The sequence below is a fragment of the Dyadobacter sp. NIV53 genome (assembly GCF_019711195.1).
Classification (GTDB): Bacteria; Bacteroidota; Bacteroidia; order Cytophagales; family Spirosomataceae; genus Dyadobacter.
Genome location: NZ_CP081299.1, coordinates 274,508 through 297,478, shown reverse-complemented (window position 1 = coordinate 297,478; position 22,971 = coordinate 274,508). Strand labels below are relative to the sequence as shown.

17 protein-coding genes are annotated in these 22,971 nt (G+C 40.7%); 16 read left to right on the top strand and 1 reads right to left on the bottom strand.

Features of this window, described 5'->3' with window-relative positions:
- The first annotated feature begins 11 nt into the window (after positions 1 to 11).
- The 6 genes from KZC02_RS01325 to KZC02_RS01300 all read left to right on the top strand — a co-directional run bounded on the left by KZC02_RS01325 (position 12) and on the right by KZC02_RS01300 (position 6,626).
- Positions 12 to 1,154, top strand: a complete 1,143-nt coding sequence (locus tag KZC02_RS01325) for an acyltransferase family protein (protein WP_221392445.1) — start codon at positions 12 to 14, stop codon at positions 1,152 to 1,154.
- A 260-nt stretch (positions 1,155 to 1,414) separates the two neighbouring features.
- Positions 1,415 to 2,227 (top strand): hypothetical protein, encoded by an 813-nt coding sequence (locus KZC02_RS01320; RefSeq protein ID WP_221392444.1) that lies wholly within the window; start codon positions 1,415 to 1,417, stop codon positions 2,225 to 2,227.
- Between the two features lie 115 nt (positions 2,228 to 2,342).
- Positions 2,343 to 3,293, top strand: coding sequence for a bifunctional helix-turn-helix transcriptional regulator/GNAT family N-acetyltransferase (locus KZC02_RS01315; RefSeq protein WP_221392443.1), 951 nt, complete (start codon positions 2,343 to 2,345; stop codon positions 3,291 to 3,293).
- Between the two features lie 120 nt (positions 3,294 to 3,413).
- Complete coding sequence (locus tag KZC02_RS01310) at positions 3,414 to 4,601, top strand: cystathionine gamma-synthase family protein (RefSeq protein ID WP_221392442.1); 1,188 nt, start codon at positions 3,414 to 3,416, stop codon at positions 4,599 to 4,601.
- A 209-nt stretch (positions 4,602 to 4,810) separates the two neighbouring features.
- On the top strand, positions 4,811 to 5,080 hold the full coding sequence (locus KZC02_RS01305) for a hypothetical protein (protein WP_221392441.1): 270 nt from the start codon (positions 4,811 to 4,813) through the stop codon (positions 5,078 to 5,080).
- Between the two features lie 145 nt (positions 5,081 to 5,225).
- Entirely contained in the window at positions 5,226 to 6,626 is a 1,401-nt protein-coding gene (locus tag KZC02_RS01300; RefSeq protein ID WP_229253947.1) for a serine hydrolase, read from the top strand.
- Between the two features lie 49 nt (positions 6,627 to 6,675).
- On the opposite strand, the gene KZC02_RS01295 is transcribed toward KZC02_RS01300, so the two are convergent.
- Positions 6,676 to 7,527, bottom strand: a complete 852-nt coding sequence (locus KZC02_RS01295; protein ID WP_221392440.1) for a hypothetical protein — start codon at positions 7,525 to 7,527, stop codon at positions 6,676 to 6,678.
- Between the two features lie 228 nt (positions 7,528 to 7,755).
- Here KZC02_RS01295 and KZC02_RS01290 point away from each other — a divergent pair, with 228 nt between their 5' ends.
- From KZC02_RS01290 to KZC02_RS01250, 10 genes are all read left to right on the top strand, one after another.
- A complete protein-coding gene (locus tag KZC02_RS01290; protein WP_221392439.1) occupies positions 7,756 to 8,871 on the top strand; it encodes a patatin-like phospholipase family protein in 1,116 nt (371 codons plus the stop codon).
- Positions 8,872 to 9,117: 246 nt separating this feature from the next.
- On the top strand, positions 9,118 to 9,498 hold the full coding sequence (locus KZC02_RS01285; RefSeq protein ID WP_221392438.1) for a DUF2809 domain-containing protein: 381 nt from the start codon (positions 9,118 to 9,120) through the stop codon (positions 9,496 to 9,498).
- Positions 9,495 to 10,268 (top strand): oxygenase MpaB family protein, encoded by a 774-nt coding sequence (locus tag KZC02_RS01280; protein WP_221392437.1) that lies wholly within the window; start codon positions 9,495 to 9,497, stop codon positions 10,266 to 10,268. The genes KZC02_RS01285 and KZC02_RS01280 overlap by 4 nt, the downstream gene beginning before the upstream one ends.
- A gap of 490 nt (positions 10,269 to 10,758) precedes the next feature.
- A complete protein-coding gene (locus KZC02_RS32385) occupies positions 10,759 to 10,881 on the top strand; it encodes a hypothetical protein (RefSeq protein ID WP_255637164.1) in 123 nt (40 codons plus the stop codon).
- A 34-nt stretch (positions 10,882 to 10,915) separates the two neighbouring features.
- Positions 10,916 to 11,995 carry a sterol desaturase family protein gene (locus tag KZC02_RS01275; protein ID WP_221392436.1) on the top strand — a complete coding sequence of 360 codons (1,080 nt, stop codon included), beginning with the start codon at positions 10,916 to 10,918 and terminating at the stop codon, positions 11,993 to 11,995.
- A 91-nt stretch (positions 11,996 to 12,086) separates the two neighbouring features.
- A complete protein-coding gene (locus KZC02_RS01270; protein WP_221392435.1) occupies positions 12,087 to 13,727 on the top strand; it encodes an arylsulfatase in 1,641 nt (546 codons plus the stop codon).
- Between the two features lie 537 nt (positions 13,728 to 14,264).
- Entirely contained in the window at positions 14,265 to 17,324 is a 3,060-nt protein-coding gene (locus tag KZC02_RS01265) for a TonB-dependent receptor (protein ID WP_221392434.1), read from the top strand.
- A 25-nt stretch (positions 17,325 to 17,349) separates the two neighbouring features.
- Positions 17,350 to 18,915, top strand: coding sequence for a RagB/SusD family nutrient uptake outer membrane protein (locus tag KZC02_RS01260; RefSeq protein ID WP_221392433.1), 1,566 nt, complete (start codon positions 17,350 to 17,352; stop codon positions 18,913 to 18,915).
- Between the two features lie 68 nt (positions 18,916 to 18,983).
- Positions 18,984 to 20,588: an arylsulfatase gene (locus KZC02_RS01255; protein ID WP_221392432.1), complete on the top strand. Its 1,605-nt coding sequence runs from the start codon at positions 18,984 to 18,986 to the stop codon at positions 20,586 to 20,588.
- A 43-nt stretch (positions 20,589 to 20,631) separates the two neighbouring features.
- A complete protein-coding gene (locus tag KZC02_RS01250) occupies positions 20,632 to 22,962 on the top strand; it encodes an arylsulfatase (protein WP_229253946.1) in 2,331 nt (776 codons plus the stop codon).
- Positions 22,963 to 22,971 lie beyond the last annotated feature (9 nt).

Here is a 22,971-nt window from a genome sequence, read left to right as displayed (position 1 = left end):
GAAACCAAATTATGATTAAAAATTCAGGCTCAGTTCGCCTTGTTTCTCTGGATGCACTTCGTGGTTTCGATATGTTCTGGATCATTGGTGGCGAGCATATTATGCATGCACTGGCAGAAACTACACAATGGCCGGCTTTGATATGGATGTCCGCACAGCTGCACCACACGGTATGGAACGGGTGTACATTTTACGACATGATCTTCCCGATTTTTCTATTTATTTCCGGTGTATCCATGCCTTTTTCCTTTCAGAAAAAACTCATGGCTGCCAATGTTACCAATCCCTGGGAATTACCGGTTAAGGTAAAAAGGGAAGTATATAAATCCATGATCCGGAGGACAATGATTCTGATATTTCTGGGGTTGGTTGTAAACGGTCTTTTGAAATTTAATGGATTTGGAAACACGCGTTTTGCCAGTGTTTTAGGAAGAATTGGCATTGCATGGTTTTTTGCCGGGATCATTTATCTGAACAATGATCTGCAAAAACAGCTCATCTGGTTCTTTGGTATACTGCTCGGTTATTGGGTTGTTATGGTTTTTATTCCCGTCCCTGGTTTTGGTGCCGGTGTTTTAACCATGGAAGGCTCACTGGAATCCTATATTGACCGGCTTTTCCTTCCTGGAAGACTACATAGCAAAGTGCACGATCCGGAGGGTATTTTATCAACTATTCCCGCAATTGCAACCGGATTACTGGGAGTTTTTACAGGTACATTTATGAAAAACCAACGTTATTTTCCGCTTAAAAAAGTATATTTTTTGCTACTCGCGGCGGTAGTTTTAATAGTAACAGGATTACTTTGGGATATGTATTTTGCCATCAATAAACGCTTATGGACGAGTTCATTTGTATTATTTGTAGGTGGATGGAGCATAGCATTTTTTGCCTTATTTTACCTGATCATTGATGTTTTGGGTTGGAAAAAGTGGTCATTTCCTTTTCTGCTGATTGGCATGAATTCTATTGTAATTTATATGGCGGTTGAAGGTGTGGTTAATTTTGCGACAACAGCAGATTTTATCTTTGGAGGGCTTATCGAATTTACTACTGAACCGGTCAGTGTTTTGTTAAAGGCGGTTTCTGTAGTAATCATTGAGCTTGTTTTTCTTTATTTTTTATACCGCAATAAGTTATTTTTGAAAGTTTAGGAATAGCTGCCGGGAATAATTCCTGTAGCTATTTTTTATACTTCAAAGCCATCCTTTATCACATATTCTATAACTTGTATTAGTCTTGTTTTCTTATTTAATAAAATATGGTGGATATTAAGAAACCGATTAAAGGATTATCATAAAGTCCTTTGTTAAGCTAGAATGTTCTTGTAGCTAAAATATACAATGTACTTTGATGAATATAATATTACCTTTATTTAAGTTAATAAAAACGTCAGTTTAAAATCTCTCCTTAAATGAAATATCAATTCTTTTTAAGTATTTTCTCCATTATTCTTATCGTTTTTGCTTGTAAAGAATCAGAGATTCAAATTGATGAAAACGATCTATTATCAGGAAAGTGTAAGGTTACTTCATTTATCAATAACAATAGAGCCTATTCTTTGACTTATGATTCAAACGGTTTATTAACTAATAGATTCATAATTTTAGCAGGATTTGAGCCAATCCCTTATCAAAAATTCGATTATAAAGATGGAAAACTTGCTACAATTCACAAAATTGACTTGGATGGCAGGAGTTTTCAGGAAACGAAATTTGAATATGGAATTAAAGGAGTTAATGTGATTAGAAAGTTTGAAAGAACGAGAAATTATACAGATACTACATTAAGTACTTATGAAGCATGGCGAATTGAATTTAAATACGGCTCGAACACTAACAAACCTACATCATTAACGCGTTGGTTTAAAGAAGAGAACGGTGATTTTTCTAGGAGTCATACTAGTGAGTTTGAGTATAATTCATTGGGGAATATAATTATTGAAAAACCACATGTTTTCCCAAAAGGAATGGTTTCAGATACAGATTATACCTATGAATATTTTTATGATGCGCAGGTTAATACTTATAAGCAACTGTATTACCTCTTTTTCATAACTATAGAAGATACACCAAATATATTTTCCAATAATAACAAAGTCAGACGGATAGTTACTTATGGAACACAAGTTTTGACTGATATTAAATTCAATTTGCAATATGATACAGCTGGAAATGTCACGGATGATGCTTATAGATTTTCTGCAATAACCTGGATGTGTAAGTAAAAAATTATTTAATCTTTTCCAACCCAATTTATTTCCATATTTAGGATTTTACAAAAATGAAATAAAAAAAACAGTAAATTTTTATATATTTGCATAAGTACTTATGTAAATACTTATGAATTCAGATTTTTTCCAAAAAACAGGGCCAACTGCATTAGGTAGCAGGCTTAGACAGGTTGGCGAACGTTTTACGCAGGAAGCTGCGAAGATTTATACACTGTATGGAGTGCAAGCCGAGCCCCGCTGGTTTCCGGTACTTTATGCATTGGCACAGCAGGATAGCCAGTCAGTTGCTCAGCTGGCCGAAACCATTGGCCATTCGCAGGCTTCGGTAAGCCAGATTATTAAAGAAATGGATAAAAGGGATTTTATTGTGATTAGTAAACCAGCTGATGACGCACGTAAATCCATTATTACATTATCCGAAAAGGCCACTCAGTATCTTCCAATGTTGAAACATCAGATAGAAGATGTAGGAATTGCCGCAGAAGAAATGATGGATCAGATGAATTACAACCTCTGGAAAGCGCTGGATGAGCTTAATTACCTGATGGATGAAAAAAGTTTTTTTGATCGTGTGCAGCAGCAGCGTAAAAAACGTGAAAGCCAGCAGGTACTAATAGTAGATTATTCGAGTCAGTACCACGATGCTTTCCGGGCGCTTAATGTGGAATGGATCACCACTTATTTTGCAATGGAAGATTCTGACTATGAAGCCCTTGATCATCCGGATCAGAAGATTATTGAAAAAGGCGGTTGTATTATTATGGCTTTGTATCAGGATGAGCCGGTTGGAACCTGTGCACTGATCAAAATGAATGACACTACTTATGAACTGGCTAAAATGGCTGTTTCACCAAAAGCACAGGGAAAACATGCAGGTTGGTTATTGGGACAGGCAATTCTGCAAAAGGCAACGGAATTAGGTGCTGAAAAGGTTTATCTGGAAAGTAATACGATGTTGAAACCTGCTATTAATCTTTATCACAAACTAGGCTTTGAACGGATTGTAGGTGCCACTTCACCTTATAAAAGATGTAATATTCAAATGGAAGTAACTTTATAAACTGATGGATGACACGAAAATGTAAAGATCTGAAATTTCATCCGTGAATTGAGGCAGAAAAGGTTGGTAATAGGCTGTAAACGCTATATTTACCAATTCAATAATTAACTGTGCAATTTGATGAATGAATCTGATTTCCGAAAAGGGACCGCTTCCGTCTGGGCTGGCGAAACTGATCGCTTTTTAAATGGTGCCACCACAACCCCAATTATTAGTAGTGTAGCATTTTCTTACGACGATCTGGACGAATGGCATGCTGTGGCAACTGGTAAGGCTGATGGTTACATTTATAGCCGGAATACCAATCCAACTGTGCATGTACTGGAAGAAAAAATCCGTTTTCTGGAAAGTGCAGAGGCCGCTACTTCATTTGCCACAGGAATGGGCGCGATCAGCAATACCCTATTTGCGTTGCTTGGGCCGGGAAAAAGAGTCGTTTCCATTAAGGACACCTATGGTGGAGCCAGCAGGCTTTTTCTGGATTTTCTCCCTCCCGCAGGAGTAATTGTAACGCTTTGTGAAACCGGCAACCATGAGGAGATTGAAATTGAAATAGCCAAAGGCTGTGATGTTGTTTATCTGGAAACTCCCACCAATCCGACACTTAAAGTAATTGATATTAAGCGACTTTCACTGGCAGCTCATCAGGTAGGAGCGATTGTGGTTGTTGACAATACATTTGCAACACCTATTAATCAGAATCCGCTTTTGCTGGGTGCTGATCTGGTCATTCATAGTGCAACAAAGTTCCTTTGCGGGCATTCGGATGCAATGGGCGGACTGCTTTGCGGAAGTGCGGGACTGGTAAAAAAGGTATTTCAGTACCGTGAAATTACGGGTGCCAGTTTACAGGCTGATCCTGCTTATATGATCATTCGCGGAATGAAAACGCTGGAATTAAGAATTGAACGCCAGAATGCGTCGGCTTTGATTATTGCAAATTATCTTAAAGTTCATCCTGCGGTTGAGGATGTTTTTTATCCCGGACTTAAATCGCATCCCGGCTACGACATCGCGAAAGAGCAGATGTCTGGTTTTGGTGGTGTGTTAAGTTTTGCTCTAAAAGGAAATTATGAAACCGTCAAAGCATTTTTACCCAAACTAAAACTGGTTCACCTTGCTGCGAGTCTGGGATCGGTGAGTACATTGGCCGGTCCTCCAAAAACAACAAGCCATGTAGAGCTTACCGAAGAACAACGCGCTTTGATGGGAATCCCCGAAAGCCTGATACGCTATTCAGTAGGAATAGAAAATGTTCAGGATCTGATTGCCGATCTGGAACAGGCGCTTGAGGGTTTGATTTCCTGATAACTAATTCTTTTTGGTAAATTATGCCCAATAATCAATGTTAAATATGTCATTTTTCAGTGAATTCAGGCTTATTTATCATGTCATATAAAATAGCAATGATTATGAATATTCGTTCCATCGACAAAATTACATTCAATGTTTTGAGATTTTGAGTGTTGAAAATTGACACATTGCGTATTGAATATTTTTAAGATTTAATAAGAATTATGACCAGAGGAACCTTACTCAAAAAAATCAAAATTTGCCAGATTGGTATATTTTCCGGAATTCAGGTATCAGGATTTTTACAAACAGAATCAGCGGATATCAGCTCTGATGTTGTTTCCCGGCGACTGGAAAATGAACCGGGGCAGATTGCCGAATTGGCAAAAGGAAAAGCAGGGTTGTCAGCTATCCATCCGGAATCAGGAAAACGGGTCGGTTTGAAGGCCCGTAATATGTTTCCCATAGCCGTAATGGAGCGGTGCAATTTATGACCGCTTTTTATTCCAGCCATACGCATTAACAACGACAACCCGCTAAATATGAAATCATTACTAATAATTCTTTTGGCCTTAGGATCGTGCACTGTTTATTCTCAGAAAAAAGTTACGCCGAAACAGATTCAGGAATTCGATAATTATGTTGAAAAGGTCCGAAAGGAATGGGATGTTCCCGGGCTTTCGATTACTAGTAGTAAAAGACAATCAGGTTGTTTTTAAAAAAGGCTATGGAGTCAGGGAATTGGGTAAACAGGAAACTGTAAATACGCAGACTTTATTTGCATGTGCATCAACTACAAAAGCGATGACCGTTGCTTTAATGGGTATGCTGGTTGATGAAGGGAAGATCAATTGGAGTGATCCTGTATATAAATATTTGCCTGAGTTACAGCTATATGATCCGTATGTTACACGTGCCCTTACAATACGTGACTTATTGATTCATGATACTGGGGTAGGTGGTACTGATTTTTTTACCGGCGTCATGACCATTCCAGCCAATGAAATGTTCAGGAGAATGCAGCTGGTAAAGCCTTCTTATGCCTTTCGTGCGGGATTCGAATATCAGAATATTATGTATTCGGCGGCTGGAAGAATCATTGAAAGATTAACAGGTAAAATGTGGTCAGAGGTGATTCAGGAAAGGATATTTGACAAATTGGGAATGGCGGCTACCGCGCCAAAACGCAGATTAATCAAAGGTGACAACGTAACCCGTCCTCATTTTAAAATAAACGATACCATTCGGGTGATTGAATATGGCGGGGACAGTGAAATTGGCTCGGCTGGTGCAGTTTGGTCCAATGCGGATGACATGAGCAAATGGATAATCTGCATGCTTGACAGCAGTAAATACAGTGGCGGACGTTTATTAAAACCGGAAACATGGATGGAAATATTTAAACCACAGACTTTCTTTCCGGAAGAGGAATATCCTACGATGGAAATCCTGAAACCCAACTGGCGTACTTATGGCCTGGGATGGTATCAGCACGATTACAAGGGCAAAAAAATCAATTTTCATACAGGAAGTTTGTCTGGTTTAACTGCAATAACCGGGCAAATTCCGGATGAAAAACTGGGTGTATATATTTTTGGCAATTATGACCATGCAGAAGTACGTCATGTTTTGATGTACAAAACATTCGATTGGTTTGCACTTGGCGAAACCCGTGACTGGAATGCTGAGTTTAAATCATTGTATTCGAAACTGGCTAATGAGGGAAAAAAGCGCAAAGCAGATTTTCAAGCCAAACGAGTACCGGATACTTCACCTTCATTGCCTTTGCAACAGTATGCCGGAAAGTATTTCAGTCCGTTATATGGAAATGCGGATGTGACGGTAAATGGTAATGCGATTGTGGTTAATATGAATGATTTTCTAAAAGCAACATTGTCACATTGGCATTACGACACTTTCAGTGCCACTTTTGAGAAAGCATGGAACGGGAAAACAACCTGTCGTTTTGAACTGGGTAGCGATGGAAAAGCAGATACATTTGTAATGGATGGAATGGAATTTAAAAAAGCCGTTAAATAATGGCTTTGTCAAATTCCATTCCTCCTGATATATCGTTATCAATTCACAATTAATTAAGCTGCGATTTGATATCTTTCTCAAGAGCCTGAATAGCAGTACCGTTGGCAAGCTTATAGGTGCGGATAAAAATATCGGGCTGTACACCACGCATTTTTCCGCCTTGTTCCACAATCACACCGCCATTTTTAAATTTTTGAGGACTCGCAGCCGGGCCTTCAAACACAAACTCTCCGGGTACGTAAATCGCCTGGTTGATATCGCGGTCATCCCTCTTCTTGAAACCGTACGCTTCATCCTTATTCTTTTTCGAATCTTTTTCGGTTAAAACCGGAGTCATTTTTTCCTTAATAAATGTACGAGTCGAATTGTACATATCGTCCAGTTTGAGTTTATCCTTTGCAAATGAAATGACATCCTTTAATTCATTTAAAGTAAGATCGGCCGGATTGGAATGCAGTTTGCTTATTTCCGCATCCAGTTTTTCGGCCTGTTCCTGTGTAACTTCATTGATGATAATAACACCCTTTCCATCACCAGCGGCCGCCTGCCAGGACTTATCCTTATAATTAAAAAAAACGATACCGGATTTTCCGATTGGTTTTCCTTCATAGTCAACAATTTGCTGCCCTGCTTTCGGATCTTCTTTTGGATATACCAAAGGCTCGCCACCCTGCTTAAATGCAGGAACGGGTAGAATGAATTTTTGAGCGTTAGAAATGACAGGCGTACTGAGATCGGGGCCAGTTTTTAAGTCTGTGTTTTTAATTGTTTTGATTTTCATGGAAGAAACGGAGTCTGTCTGGCTGGTATCACTTTGTTCAGAAAGCGGCTCGCCGTCCGATGTCTTTTTTTGCGTGCATGCAGAAATGATGAGCATAAAAACGAAGAAAGTCTTTTTCATAGTTGAGCTTTAATTTTGAACAGTGAACATACTAAAAACATCATTAATGGTATTAAAAAGCAACTTTTCGTTGACAATATTACCTAATTATATATTCAATATAAACAGTTTTATTTCAATTTGATCCATTTACTTACGGTTCAATTTGGAATTTATTTAACGGTAATTGCCATGTCGAAAATAAAGAATACTTTCGGTTTTTCTATCAAATAACGGCTCGTATACTGTATGTCTGTTCAGCAAAAAATCGAAAAAACCGGTAAACATAAACTGCTGGCTCTCGACGGCGGCGGAATCCGGGGTATGCTTACGCTTGAAATCCTTGCCAAAATTGAGCTTCTTTTACAGGAAAAACTGGGCCGGGAAAATGATTTCGTACTTTCTGACTATTTCGATTATATCGCTGGTACCAGTACAGGTGCCATAATTGCTGCATGTTTGTCGCGAGGAATGCGAGTGGATGAAATCCGGAAATTTTATGAAGAAAGCGGAACTGCTATGTTCGATAAAGCCAGTTTGCTGAAACGTTTCCGTTACACGTATGAAAGTGAAGCTTTAACAAATAAATTACAGGAAGTTTTCGGAAGTGATACAAAGCTCGGAGATGAGAACCTGAAAACGCTTTTGTTATTGGTCCTTCGGAATGCAACCACCGATTCTCCCTGGCCGGTTTCTAATAATCCGAATGCAAAATACAATCTAATGACCCGTACTGATAGCAATCTCCTGTTTCCGTTATGGCAGCTTGTAAGGGCAAGTACGGCGGCTCCAACCTACTTTCCACCCGAAAGTATCTTAGTAGGAAATAATAATTTCATTTTTGTGGATGGTGGAGTCACCATGTATAATAATCCTTCGTTTCAGCTTTTTCTGATGGCAACAGTTGAGCCCTATGCATTGCAGTGGCCAACCGGAGAAGATCAAATGTTATTGGTGTCAATTGGGACCGGTTCTGCCGCCAATGCAAATGCAGATCTGGCAACGGATGAAATGAATTTGCTTTATAATGCAACATCCATCCCATCTGCACTGATGTATGCAGCCTCAAACGAGCAGGACTTTTTATGCCGTGTATTTGGTCAGTGCCGGCATGGTGACGAACTGGATAGGGAAGTGGGTAACATGTGTAACGTGAAAGGCCCGACAGATAATAAGCTATTTTCTTACGTCAGATACAATGCTAATTTGTCACGAAAAGGACTGGATGAATTAGGTTTGCTGCAAATAAAACCGGAACAGGTTCAGAAAATGGATTCGGTTCAGTTTATGGATAAATTACAGATTGTAGGTAAAACAGTAGCCGATGTGAAAGTGAAGATTGACCATTTCGAAGGATTTCTATAGTGTACGGAGGCTAGTGTAATATTTCTGAATGACAATCTCATCCAATCCGGTTGTTGTAATCCGATTGCATACTCAACACGCGTTTTCACAAACTGTTATTTAGTTGAGCCCAAAATGTGCTTTTCTTATTGAAACCATACACCATTAGTAATTTTCAATCATCCTGGCATCAGCAATTGTTTATTATTTGTAAAGTCAGTTTTTCTTATTTACTTTGTGATACAAAGTACTTTAATTTATAGTTTGATGTTTCAGTTAAATAAAAAATACCTCGTTTTCACGCTGCTGCTTCTTTTTACAGAAATAATTATAGCACTATATGCACATGATCAGATCATTCGTCCATACGGTGGCGATTTTCTGGTCGTGATTTTGCTTTACTGTTTTGTAAAAAGTATAGTAAATCTGGAAGTGATCATTGCCGCAATTGCTGTTTTACTCTTTTCATATCTGATAGAAATCCTTCAATATTTTCATATAGTTGAAGTATTAGGTCTTGGAAATTCAAAAGCTGCCCGGGTTATAATGGGTAACAGTTTTGAATGGGCCGATATGCTGGCTTACACTTTGGGAATTATTTTCGTTGTTTTTATTGAAACTAAATGGAAAGCCCAGCCTGCAATATGAAATATTTTGTAAATGAAGATTCGATAGTGCGGAAGATCTGGGGAAAAGCAGATACAATCCTCTTTATTTTTGCGGGAGCATCAGCAGAATTTGCTTTGAACAAGGCTGTCGATTGGTTGTATTTTACAGGAAAACTTCCGAATGATCCGCTTGGAAGGTTATTTTCCACAGTTACCTATGCACGATTAATCGTTTTTTCAGAACATAACGCAGCATTGAATTCGATAGATAAAATTACTGCTATTCATAAAGGAGTTGAACAAAGCCGCGGTGCACAGATTCCCGATTGGGCATATCGGGACGTGCTTTTTATGCTGATCGATTATTCAATCCGTTCTTACGAAGTGCTGGAAAGAAAAATGACCGATGCCGAAAAAGCAGAAGCCTTTGATACATTTTTACAGGTAGGTTTACGAATGGGAATAAACGGACTGCCGTTAAAATATACAGAATGGAAAAAAATGCGCGAAGAACATTTACGGGAAAACCTGATTAAAAGCGATTTTACAAAAGATCTGTTCAAACAATATAAAAAGCACCTTGGAAAGGTCAGATATTATATGCTCAGACAGGTACAAGTTATGGTTGTTCCTCATACAGTCAATAACCTTCTGTCTCTGGGAAAAGTATCTTTATTGACTCCGGTTTTATACGCTTACAAATTGATGCGTTTTTTGGGACTTGAAAAAATATTGAGAAACGCATTTCTGCCAAATGATTATAAAGCCCAGATAGTCGATCTTGATATTTTAACGCCTAATAAGCCGTAGCATTTTACAGAAATTAATTTGCCGTGAAAGAGTTAATCAGCCAAGCTGGTCAAAAAATATCAAACTTTGCTACTTTATACTTTTGTTTTAGAAAAATTCATAGCAGAAATTTTCTAAAAATTTTTTCAAATGCTTGCTTATTAAAAACTATTAAATTTACTTTGTCTATGTATTTAATAGACTTATGGTTTTGAGCCACCCTTAACCATCAGTAAAACCAGAAATTATTCGTTTATGAAAGCGATTTTCCAAAACTCAGATTTGTCCCAATGGACAAATAAGGTGGTATTCCCCAAGCGATATTTTCTTTTCATGCAACCTGGTAGTTGTTGCAGGTAATTCATAGTATTCTCCATTAAGCAATCCGGGAATATCCCATCTGGCAGTATTACCGTATCAGGTAAATCTTCGGTGGTTGGCGATTTGCTCTTTTGCGGCATGCTGTCCATGGGATATTTCTGGAAAAGACTTTATATAAACATCCGGTATCATGATCACTTTCGCTGATGTTATACTCCTTGCCAAAAAGATAGCATTGGGTATTTTACTGACAATAATCCCGTTCGGGCTGATAGCCGGGGGAATATGGCTTGCGTATAGCCTCATCCGATAATCCGAAATTTTAACTTTTATCATCATTCTCAATTATGAAACTTGAAGCAGATGTTTCGCAAAGAATATGGCGTGATGCCGCAATCAGTATCTCTTTGTACCTGGCACCGATTGTTTTGATGTTTGCTGCTTTTTACTTTACAGGTTACAAACCCTGGGCTGGCAGTAATGCATTGCCATTTAAAGTACCCCAGTTTATTGAAGGGGTTTTTACACATCTGAGTTCATGGGGCTTATCGGTAATCGTGCTGGTTATTGGTGTTATCGAGCTTATTGCGGGTTTGTATGAAAACAAGTGGACTAAAAACGAGCGCTTTCTGGATATTGCCTGTTACATTCTGCCAAAAATCGTAATAGCTCCGGTTGTGGCATATTACAGCCTTGAACTGCTTCCGAAAATATTGCCTGGTGCTAAGGGTGTATTTTCGTGGGTACCATTCTGGTGGGCATTTGCTATCATTGCAGTCGCGGATGATCTGACCCAGTACTGGTACCATCGTTTGCATCATCAGTTACCCTGGTTATGGCGCTTTCACCGTACCCACCACAGTGCTCCTTATATGGGGATGGCAATGGCGGGGAGGCAAAATATCATTTATACTATTTTCTTTTCCCAGACCTATCTTACTGTCGCACTCACTTATGTAGGAATGGGTTATGCTGCGTTGTTTGTAAAAGTGGTAAAATCATTGATCGTAACGGGTGCACATTCAAGTATTCCATGGGATAAACCTTTTTACCAGATCAAATGGTTAAATCCGGTTGCCTGGGTTTTGGAGCGGTTTATTTCAACACCTGCAACCCATTACGCACATCATGCCGATACAACTGATGATGGGGTCGGGCATTACAAAGGCAATTTTGGCAACATGTTTTTTCTATGGGATATCATCTTCGGAACCGGCATTATTACCCGTAAATATCCGAGCACTTTTGGTATCAAACATTATCAGGAAGAAGAATGGTATGCTCAGTTATTATGGCCGATTTTAAAATCCAAGAAAGAAGGCAGCGAATTATCAGCAGGCGGACCAATGGTCGGGGATATTGTTCCTGAGAAAACAAAGGAACCAGAGCCATTGCCACTGGAATTTGAAACCCGAATTGCAGGCTAAAATATTTTTCCAATTGTAAAACTTTATTCATTAAGGTTTTACAATTGGAAAAATCATATTAATACAAATTTAAATATTCACTCCACAGAAGATGACCACCCATTTTATTAAAGTTTTCATTCTTGTTTTTGTTATTGCAGCACCAGGATTTTCGCAAAAGAAAAAATCAAAAGCAGTAGCCGCCGATTCAAAACCCAATATTCTTCTGATCATGGCAGACGATCTTGGGTTTTCTGATATCGGAAGTTATGGTTCTGAAATCCAGACACCAAACCTGGATAAACTTGCACAGGAAGGTATACGTTTCCGGCAGTTTTATAATAATTCCATTTGCGCTCCAACCAGGGCTTCTTTGCTGAGCGGACAGTATCAGCACACCGCCGGTATGGGATATTTTAATATTAACCTTGGTGTTCCGGCCTATCAGGGGTTTATCAGTAAGCAAACTGTTACATTGGCAGAAGTATTAAAAGATGCCGGTTACAGCACACTACTTTCCGGGAAGTGGCACGCTGGTGACGATAGTACCAGTCAGTGGCCCAGAAAACGTGGTTTTGACCATTTTTATGGAAATACAGGTGGGGCAAGTGATTATTTTGTAGTAAAACAACTTCCGAAAGACAAGCGTAGTTTTTTCGTAAAAGATGATAAAGCGGTTCATCCGGGCGACGAGGACAACTTTTATTATACAGATGAAATTGCAAAAAATGCAATCGGGTTTCTGAAAGACCAAAGCACTGAACAAAAACCATTCTTTCTATATCTTGCTTTCACCTCTCCGCACTGGCCGTTACAGGCTTTACCACAGGATATTAAAAAGTATGAAGGCAAATATGATATTGGCTGGGATTCACTTCGTATCCTTCGTTTCAAAAGGCAGCAGGAATTAAACATTGCTAGTAAAGATCAGAAGATCAGCATCAAAAACAGTGATTTGCCTGCATGGAAAAGCCTGACCTATGACGAGCAAAAGTTGTGGGCAAGAAAAATGGAAATTTATGCAGCTCAGGTTGATAACCTGGACCAGAATATTGGCCGGGTAATTGAACATCTGAAACAATCCGGAAAACTGGATAATACCATTATTTTCTTCATTTCCGACAACGGTGCGGCGGGCGAAGATGTGGCGCATGGCTTCGGAGGCCGCTCACCGAGAAACTGGGGGCCCGTCGGCACTTCTGGTTCCTACGATTCTTACACTAAAACCTGGGCTTACGCTTCCAATACGCCATTAAAGTCTTTCAAGGGTTTTCAATATGAAGGCGGGATTAGCAGTCCTTTTATTGCACATTTTCCATCGAAAATAGCGGCCGGCGGATTAATTGACGGTACCGCGCATCTGATCGATATTGCACCGACCTTATACGAAATTGCGGGTGCCAAATATCCGTTGACTTACAAAGGAAATACGATCCATCCACTTGCGGGAGAAAGTTTATTACCTGCATTGTACGGAAAAGAATGGAGCAGATCCAAGCCGATTTTCTGGGAAAGAGCGGGAAATAAAGCGGTAAGAAAGGGAAAGTGGAAATTGGTATCTGTCAGAAGCGAACAGTGGGAATTGTATGATATTGAAGCAGATAGGGGAGAGACCACAAACCTGATCGAACAAAATCCAGACATTGCCAGTGAGTTATTAGCTCTTTATGACGGCTGGGCCAAAAGTGTTGGGGTTGAGGACTGGAAGGTGATTGGAAAAGGAAAAGGTTTTGAGCCTAGCTTTACTCCGTGATTTGTTATTCAGAGAAGTCAACACTATGTTTGCCCCTTTTTGAACCTTGACTTCTCTGAAAATTGGCTTCTATGAAAGAATATTACAGTATTACTTGGTAGTCTGAAAAATATAACTTTACTTTGTCTATATAATTAATAGACTTATAGCTTTTTCCGATTAGCCACCAATCAGACCAAAGCTTAAAAATGTTTACGTATGAAAACAAATCATTTACTACTTCTGCAGACTAACTCTGCAACCCGGGTGGATTCTGCCATTTCTTCTATGAACGCCATGTGTTGTTGTTACATGCACTGTTACTGACAACTAACCTCTGGTCCTGCATTCATCAGATAGCAGTATGACCAAAGGATCGGATAGCTGAAAATAACACACCTTAAAACTATTTTTTTTTCAATAAGCTTATTTTCAAAACTGAAAATGGAAAGCTGCGTATATACCTGTAAGTCAAACATGGATTTGTCTTCTCAGGGAAATTTGTACATGAACCGGAATAGTCTCTACATAATAATTTAACATTATTCAACCACAAAAATGATCAAGAAAAACTTTTACCTGATTTGGTTATTGGGTGCATTCATTTTCAGCACATCTGCCTTACAGGCTCAGGATGTCATCACCGGTATTGTAAAGGATGATACCGGGCAGGGACTTCCAGGCGCTACTATTGTTGAGAAAGGTACTTCAAGAAGTACGGTTTCGGATATAGACGGCAAATTCAGTATTGCGGCTGCCAAGGAATATCCATTCACTTTGCAGATTAACGTTACCGGCTTTCAGCAGCAGGAAATTGAAATTTATGAACTTACTACCGAAGTTGTTGAGGTGGTATTGAAAACGGCCAATTTGCTTAACGAAGTCGTTGTAATCGGTTACGGGGAGCAAAAACGTAAAGATATTACGGGCTCCATTTCTTCGGTTCCGCTCGAAATAAAATCGCAGCCTGTTGTTTCCGTAGAGCGGCTGTTACAGGGAGCTATTGCCGGAGCAACGGTGACACAAACTTCCGGACAGCCGGGTGGTGGTGTTAGTGTCCAGATTCGGGGTAGTAACTCCATTACAGCCGGTAGTGATCCATTGTATGTAATTGACGGTTTTCCGATCAACAATGATTATGGCCTGAGTGATGCCGGTGTAACAAACGGTTCAAAAATTAATCCGCTTTCCTTTTTGAATACGGCTGATATTGAATCAATTGACGTATTAAAAGACGCTTCGGCAACTGCTATATACGGTTCTAGAGGCGCTAATGGTGTTGTTATAATTACCACAAAAGGCGGTTCTAAAAAGAAATCTTCCATAACCTATGAATCTTATTTTGGTGTTCAGCAGGTGATCAGAAAATTGCCTTTGCTAAATGCAGGTGAATGGTGGCAACTACGCAAAGAGGCCGCGATCAATTCCGGTAAAACGCCAACATTGCCAAGCGTAACAGGTTACAGCCTGGATACTACGGGTGTAGGGACCGACTGGCAATCAGCAGCTTTTAGGAAAGCTACACAGCAAAGCCACAGTATTTCCATACTGTCAGGCGGCGACAGAACCAGGCTGGGTATTTCTGCCAATTATCTGAAACAGGACGGTGTTTTACAGAATACAGATTTCCGGAGATTGTCTGCCAGGTTTAATATTGACCATGATTACAGCGATAAATTAAGAATTACATCCAGTATTACAGGTAGCCATACGAAGGCCAATGTTGCTCCCGCTTCAATTGTTTCCGCACTCGTGCTCACGCCTCAGTCGCTGCCAATTTATCAGGATAACGGCACTTTTGTGAAAAACAGCCCGTTTGAATCGACTTATGCCAATCCTATTAACTCACTCTACAACCAGCTGAACCAAACCATCACGAACAGGTTTTTAGGTAATCTTTCCGCAGAATATACACTTGCAGAGGGCCTGAAAGCGAAAGTACTCGTAGGTGCTGATATTGTAGACAATAAACAAAACAGGTATTTGCCTATATCGACTTTTGAAGGGACCGCTTTAAGCGGTAATGCGCTGGTGGGTTCGGTTTTTACAACAAACTGGCTGAACGAGAATACTTTAAGCTATGATAAGGAACTGGATGAAAAGAATAGGATCAATGCGGTTGTGGGATTTACAGCCCAGCAGTCACAATCTAAGGGATCTATCGCTGAAGCAGCGGGTTTTTCTTCCGACGCAATTTCTTATAATAATCTCGGTACAGGTATTATCAACAGGGCGCCAGGGTCATCTTCTTCCGATTTTTCTCTGGCTTCGTATCTTGGTCGTTTCAATTACGTTTTTGATGACCGGTATCTCGTTACTTTTACTTTGCGAGCTGATGGTTCTTCCAAGTTTGGTGCGGGTAATAAATGGGGTTATTTTCCCTCTGCTGCTTTTGGCTGGAATATTGCCAATGAAAAATTCTTTAAGAGCGTAAGAAATGTCAGTCTGCTTAAATTACGTTTAAGTGCAGGTTCGACTGGAAATCAGAGTATTCCACCTTACCAGTCACTTGCACAGCTGACTTACTATCCTTATAACTTTTCAGGAAGCACCGTTTCGGGTTACGCGCCAAGCACTGTTTCCAACAAAAATCTGGGCTGGGAAAAAACTTTTCAGGTGGATGCAGGTGTAGATGTTGGTTTGTATAAGGACCGTATCAACATTACTGCTGATTACTATTACAAGAAGACAACAGATTTATTATTAACAAGAACAGTTCCGGGAACTTCCGGGTTGTCGGATATCTACAATGGACAGGGATCGACGATTTATCAGAATGTGGGTGCTGTATCTAACCAGGGTTTTGAACTGGCTGTTAATTCGCAAAACCTGACGGGTAAACTTAAATGGAATACGATTTTAATTTTTGCCAGGAACACTAATAAAATCCTGGATCTGGGCGACGGTGTAAATCAGTACATACCTTCCAGTTCAGCACCTTCTATTGCTAAGGTGGGTCATTCACTTGGTTCTTTTATTGTTTACAAAACGGATGGCGTGATCCAGGATGGTGAAACGGCTCTTACGCCTCAGGCCAATAAAGGAGCAGGTGGACAGCAGTTTAAAGATTTGAACGGAGATGGTCTGATCACGCAGGCTGGCGACAGGGAAGTGATTGATAACCAGATCAAATTTACAGCTGGCCTTACCAACACGTTCAGTTACAAAGGTTTCGACCTGGCGGTTTTCTTTCAGACATCCGTTGGCGGGAAATTATATAATGTGAACAGGGCCAATCTGGAACTAGGTACTGGTTATACCAATTCATCTCGTGAACTTTTGAAAAGATATACGCCAACCAATACGAATACAGACGTTAAAGAAGCATATCAGGATCCGGCCATTACAATTTCTGACCGTTTTATTGAAGATGCCACTTACACAAGGCTGAAAAATATCTCATTCGGATATGCACTTCCTAAGTCATTGCTTTCCAAGGCACATATTCAGGGGCTGAGGGTGTATGTTTCTGCTCAAAATGCAATTACATGGACCAAATACACAGGTTTTGATCCTGAGGTAAGCTCGAACGGACAAAGCCTTATCAACAAAGGTGTGGATGACAGTGTATACCCGAACAATAAATCTTATCAGGTCGGCTTAACTCTGACTTTCTGATATCAAATTATAAATGACTTTCAAAATGAAAAAATATTCATATTATATTCTTGCATTAAGTACTTTCCTTGCTACTTCCTGCAGCGATTTCCTTACGGAAGAACCAGCTTCCATTATCACGGAAGAGCAGTATTACAAAACTGAGACCGATGCCTTAACCGCTATTAATGCCGTTTACTTTTTCCTGAACACCGCAAGGGTGCAGTCTCCATATAATACGTTGCTGAACACGGGTATGAACATGGGCAGCGACGATGAAGATCCGGGCCCGGGTGCAACCAATCCTGACGTTCGTTCCCTGGCGGTACAATCACATTCATCCAGCAATTTGCGGGTATATGAGCTTTGGCAGCAGCATTATGCGGCTATTAGAAAAGCGAATGTGGTTTTAAGTAAAATCCCTGATATTACATTTGCGGTACCTGCCACAAAAGACAGGATTCTGGGTGAAGCGAAGTTTTTAAGAGCGTTATTTTATTTCAACCTGGTTCGTTTGTATGGCGATGTGCCAATTGTGACGGAATATCAGAATTTTGTTTCAACAGCAGATTACGCCATTGCAAAAAGCCCGTCGGCAGATGTATATGCACAGATTGAAAAGGATCTGACAGAAGCCGCAGCATCTCTTCCTGCTACTTACAGCTCGCCGGATGCCGGAAGAGCTACAGCCGGGGCAGCCAAAGCACTTTTGGCAAAAGTATACCTGATCAAAGCATCGCTGCCACTGAAACTGACAGAAAACTACCAGAAAGCAATTGCAAAAACAGAAGAAGTTTTGTCAGCTGCTGATGGTGGAACGGGTACTTACGGATATAGCCTGATCACCGATTATTCACGTGTGTTTTTACCAGCTTATAAAAATGGGGCAGAGCATATTTTTTCTGCTCAGATGAAGGGTAATTCATACAGCCAGGGCAACGCTGAAACCTCCCGTGCTATATTTTCTGCTATTCCCGGCCTACCTGGAAATTATGCGCACATGGTTCGTTTTTATACCGAAGGCAATGACAAATTTTTCAATATCTATAAATTATTTAAAGCTACTGATAAACGCAGGGACGTAACTTTTGTCAGAAATTTCACTAGCCCTGCTAACGGCAGAAAATATGGATTGGCGATTGTGAATGCGGCTGTGCCCAATGATTCAACGCCATTCTGGAACAAATGGTGGGACCCGAACAACCTGGCCGTTACGACCAACTCAGAAGCAAATGTACCTATAATCCGGTATGCCGAATTGCTTTTAATTCATGCAGAAGCTGAAAATGAAGTAAATGGCCCGAGTGCAAAAGCCTATAGATCAATTAACAAGGTCAGGACAAGAGCCGGTTTGGCAGATCTGACAACGGGACTTTCCAAAGACCAATTCCGTGATTCTGTTTACTTTGAACGCCGTCTGGAACTGACTTATGAGTACCAGAGATGGTTTGATCTGATCCGTGAAAAAGATGCCAGCGGTAACGGGATCCTGATCAAAAGTTTGCAAAAAGTGGGTAAAAATAATGTAGCTGAAAAGCATTATTTATATCCAATACCTCAAACAGAAATTGATAACAATCCGCTGTTAAAGCAAAATACGCTTTGGGAGTAAAATGATCACAATGAAAAAATACCCTTTTCCTGACAGGATCAGGGTATTTTTATAATACTGCTATTGAAATGTTGAAGCTGCCTACTGTCAGATTGTTTTTAAGCCAAGCCTCCCAGTTTGGTCTGCTGTTACTTGTTGCTACAACCACAGTCACAGCCCAGCAACCACCCGAAAACCCTAACATCATCGTCATCCTCGCCGATGATATGGGTTTTTCTGATTTGGGTAGTTTTGGCTCAGAAATTAAAACTCCAAATCTGGACAGGCTTGCAAAGGAAGGATTAATCCTGACCCAGTTTTATAACAGCGGCAGATGCTGTCCTTCACGCGCCTCCCTTCTTACGGGTTTGTATCCGCATCAGGCAGGAATTGGGGATATGGTTCAGGACAAAGGTTCGCCTGCGTATCAGGGATATTTGAGTGAGAATAGTGTAACAATTGCCCAGCTTTTAAAAACCGCGAATTACAATACCATTGTTTCTGGCAAATGGCATGTCGGACTTGTTCCATCTGCATTTGCGAATAACCGTGGTTTTGACAAATCGTTTACCATGCAGAATAACGGGAGTAGTTATTTCAATTCAGAACCAATTTATAATGATGGGCGAAAAGTTACTTTTCTATTGAATGGAAAGGAAATCCAGAGAACAGACACATCGAAATATCTGACACAGGCGATTACTGATTTTGCAATAAAATCGCTGAATGAAATCAGTAACAACAAGAATCCATTCTTTTTATATGTTGCCTATAACGCACCGCATTGGCCAATTCAAGCTTTGCCCAAAGATATTGCAAGATACAAGGGCAAGTACCTGAAAGGCTGGGATGTTCTTCGGAACGAACGTTTGAAAAAACAAAAACAATCAGGTATAGTCCAGAGCGATTGGGCTCTTTCAAAACGAAATGATCAAGTTCCGGACTGGGACAATTTAACGGATTTAGAAAAGGATTTTTGGGATACCCGAATGGCGATTTATGCCGCGATGGTGGACCGGATGGATCACGGAATCGGTGAGATTCTGGCAAAATTGAAAGAGCAGGGCAAAGACAAAAACACGTTGATCCTGTTCATGTCGGACAATGGAGGAAGCGGTGATACCGTGAAAGACTGGAACTATGTTTCGCAGAAAAACGGAACGCCAGGATCTGTTAATTCGATTGACAGCTATTATCCGAATTGGGGAAATGTGAGCAATACACCATTCAGTTTATTTAAGAAGAATACGCATGAAGGCGCAATCGCTGCACCTTTTATCGCATGGTTTCCTAAAATGATCAAAGCTGGATCAACCAGCAATTATGTTGGTCATCTGATCGATGTGTTACCAACCTGCCTTGATTTGGCGAAGGTGAATTATCCCAAAGAATTTAATTCAAAAACACTTATACCTTTTGAAGGAAAAAGCCTTGTAACTGTCTTTCAGGATCAGGCGAAAATCCGGCAAAACCCGCTTTTCTGGGAACATGAGGGAAGCCGGGCTATCCGGAAAGGCGACTGGAAACTGGTTGCAGAACTGAACCAGCCATGGGAATTATACAACCTTAAAACAGACCGAACTGAAACCCTTAACCTTAAAGACAAACATGCTGAAAAGGCGGCTGAGCTGGAAAAGGAATATTTGGTTTGGGCGAAAAAAGTGGGCGTGGTGGATTGGAATACAATTAAATAACAGGTAAGAACTTAGTGTTTATCAATAGTATAAAACCGGAATCATGATGAAAAATCGATCTTTTCCAATAAAAGAACTTGCACTTGCTGCAATAGCCTGGCTCGGGGCAAATCAACTTTCGTATGCACAATACACACCCGTTCAAACCTACCAGGGGAAGATCGGGAAAACGGTTAAAGACACTGAACAAGCGTGGCCTGAAAGGAAAAAGGCAGCCAAGGGTTCACCCAATGTTGTATGGATTTTGCTTGATGACGTCGGTTTTGGCGCAGTAAGTACATTTGGTGGTTTGATACAGACTCCCACTTTGGATAGCCTGGCTAACAATGGGTTGCGTTATACGAATTTCCACACGACGGCCATTTGTGCCCCAACGCGCGCGGCTTTGCTCACAGGAAGAAATCACCATTCGGCACACATGGGGCTTTTTCCGGAAAATGCAATTGGAACGCCGGGTTATGATGCGCAGATCCCTTTTGAAAAAGCAACCATTGCGGAAATCCTGAAAGAAAATGGCTACAACACATTTGCATTAGGAAAGTGGCACATTACGCCGCTGGCGGATCTGACACCGGCGGGGCCGTTCAACCGCTGGCCAACCGGAAGAGGATTCGATCACTTTTACGGTTTTCCGTCACGAGGCAGTACCGATCAATGGCATACGGAATTCTGGGAAGACACGCGTCGCGTAAAAGACCAGCAAAACGGCAAACATTTCAATGAGGTATTGGTCGATAAGGCCATTGATTATATTTCTGAACAGAAATCGGTCGATCCGGAAAAACCTTTCTTTTTATATGTAGCAACCGGAGCGGGTCATGCACCGCATCAGGTTTCAAAGGAATGGATTGAAAAATACAAAGGGAAATTTGACAGTGGATGGGATCAGTACCGTGAGCAGGTTTTAGCCAATCAGATCAAACTTGGTGTTGTACCGAAAAATACGGTTCTGCCACCACGTAACCCCGGAATTAAGGAATGGAATGCACTTTCAGCTCCTGAAAAAAAATTATATGCCCGTTTCATGGAAACCTACGCTGGTTTCCTTAGTTACACCGATCACGAAATCGGCAGGATCGTGAATCACTTAAAAGAAACAGGTCAGCTCGAAAATACGCTCATCTTCGTTTCGGTGGGTGATAACGGAGCCAGTAAAGAAGGCACGTTTGTGGGAACAGTCAATAATTTTGATCCTGCCATATCAGATGAACAGCACTTACAGAAAAACCTGGAAGAAATTGATTTGATAGGTACCGAATTTTCCAAAGCAAATTATCCATTGGGCTGGGCGGCTGCTACCAACGTTCCCTTTCGCCAATGGAAACAGGATGCGAATACAGAAGGTGGTACACGCAATCCACTCATCGTTTTTTACCCCAAAGAAATTAAGGAAAAGGGTGGGATCAGAACGCAGTACGGTCACGTGATTGATATACTGCCTACGACTGTTGAGCTTGTAAAGGCACAGATCCCCCAAAGTATCAATGGTTATCCGCAGGAAAAAATAGAGGGTACAAGTCTGGCTTACAGTATCAACGAAGCCAAAGCGAAAGACCGCCATACACAGCAGTATTTTGAGGTTCTTGGTTCCAGATCTATCTATAAAGATGGCTGGAAAGCAGGAACTCTCCATGTAAAAGGACAACCGTTTGAGCAGGACAAATGGGAGTTGTATAACCTTAACGAAGATTTTAATGAACTTAAAGATCTTGCCGCCGCCAAACCTGAAAAATTGAAAGAACTACACGCGCTTTTTGAAAGTGAAGCAGTGAAATACAACATTTACCCCTTGAAAGATGGCGTTATTCATACCGGTACATCTGGCCCGACTGCGGCTGTTCCGACAGCATACCAAAATTTGAATCAGGTAGTATTATATCCGGGAATACAGACATTGATTGACATTGCTAGTCCGCTTGCCGGAATGCCGAATTTCAGTCTGACGGCGGATGTAAACATTGCGGCTGACGGAGCTGAGGGCGTTTTGTTGTCCAGAGGAGGCAGGGCAGGCGGATTGAGTCTTTTCGTTCAGGATAAGAAGTTACAGTTTGTATACAATCTCGGGAATGGTACTCAGTTTACAGCTATTTCCAAAGGCAATATTCCGAATGGGAAAACACAGTTACGTGTGGATGTAAGCTTTGATGACCAAAAGAAAAAAGGACAGATTGTATTGTATATCAATGGATCCAAAGATGGCGAAACGACGTTTGAGCGAAGCATCGCGGGGATTTACTCACACGAAGGAGTCAATGTCGGGCTGGACGATCTGAGTCCGGTGGCCGATTCTTACAAAGTGCCATTTGCCTTTACGGGAAAGATCAATAAAGTGGTTATTGATTATGGTGTAAAAGCTGAGGCGAATTTGAAATGAAGCAGGTGA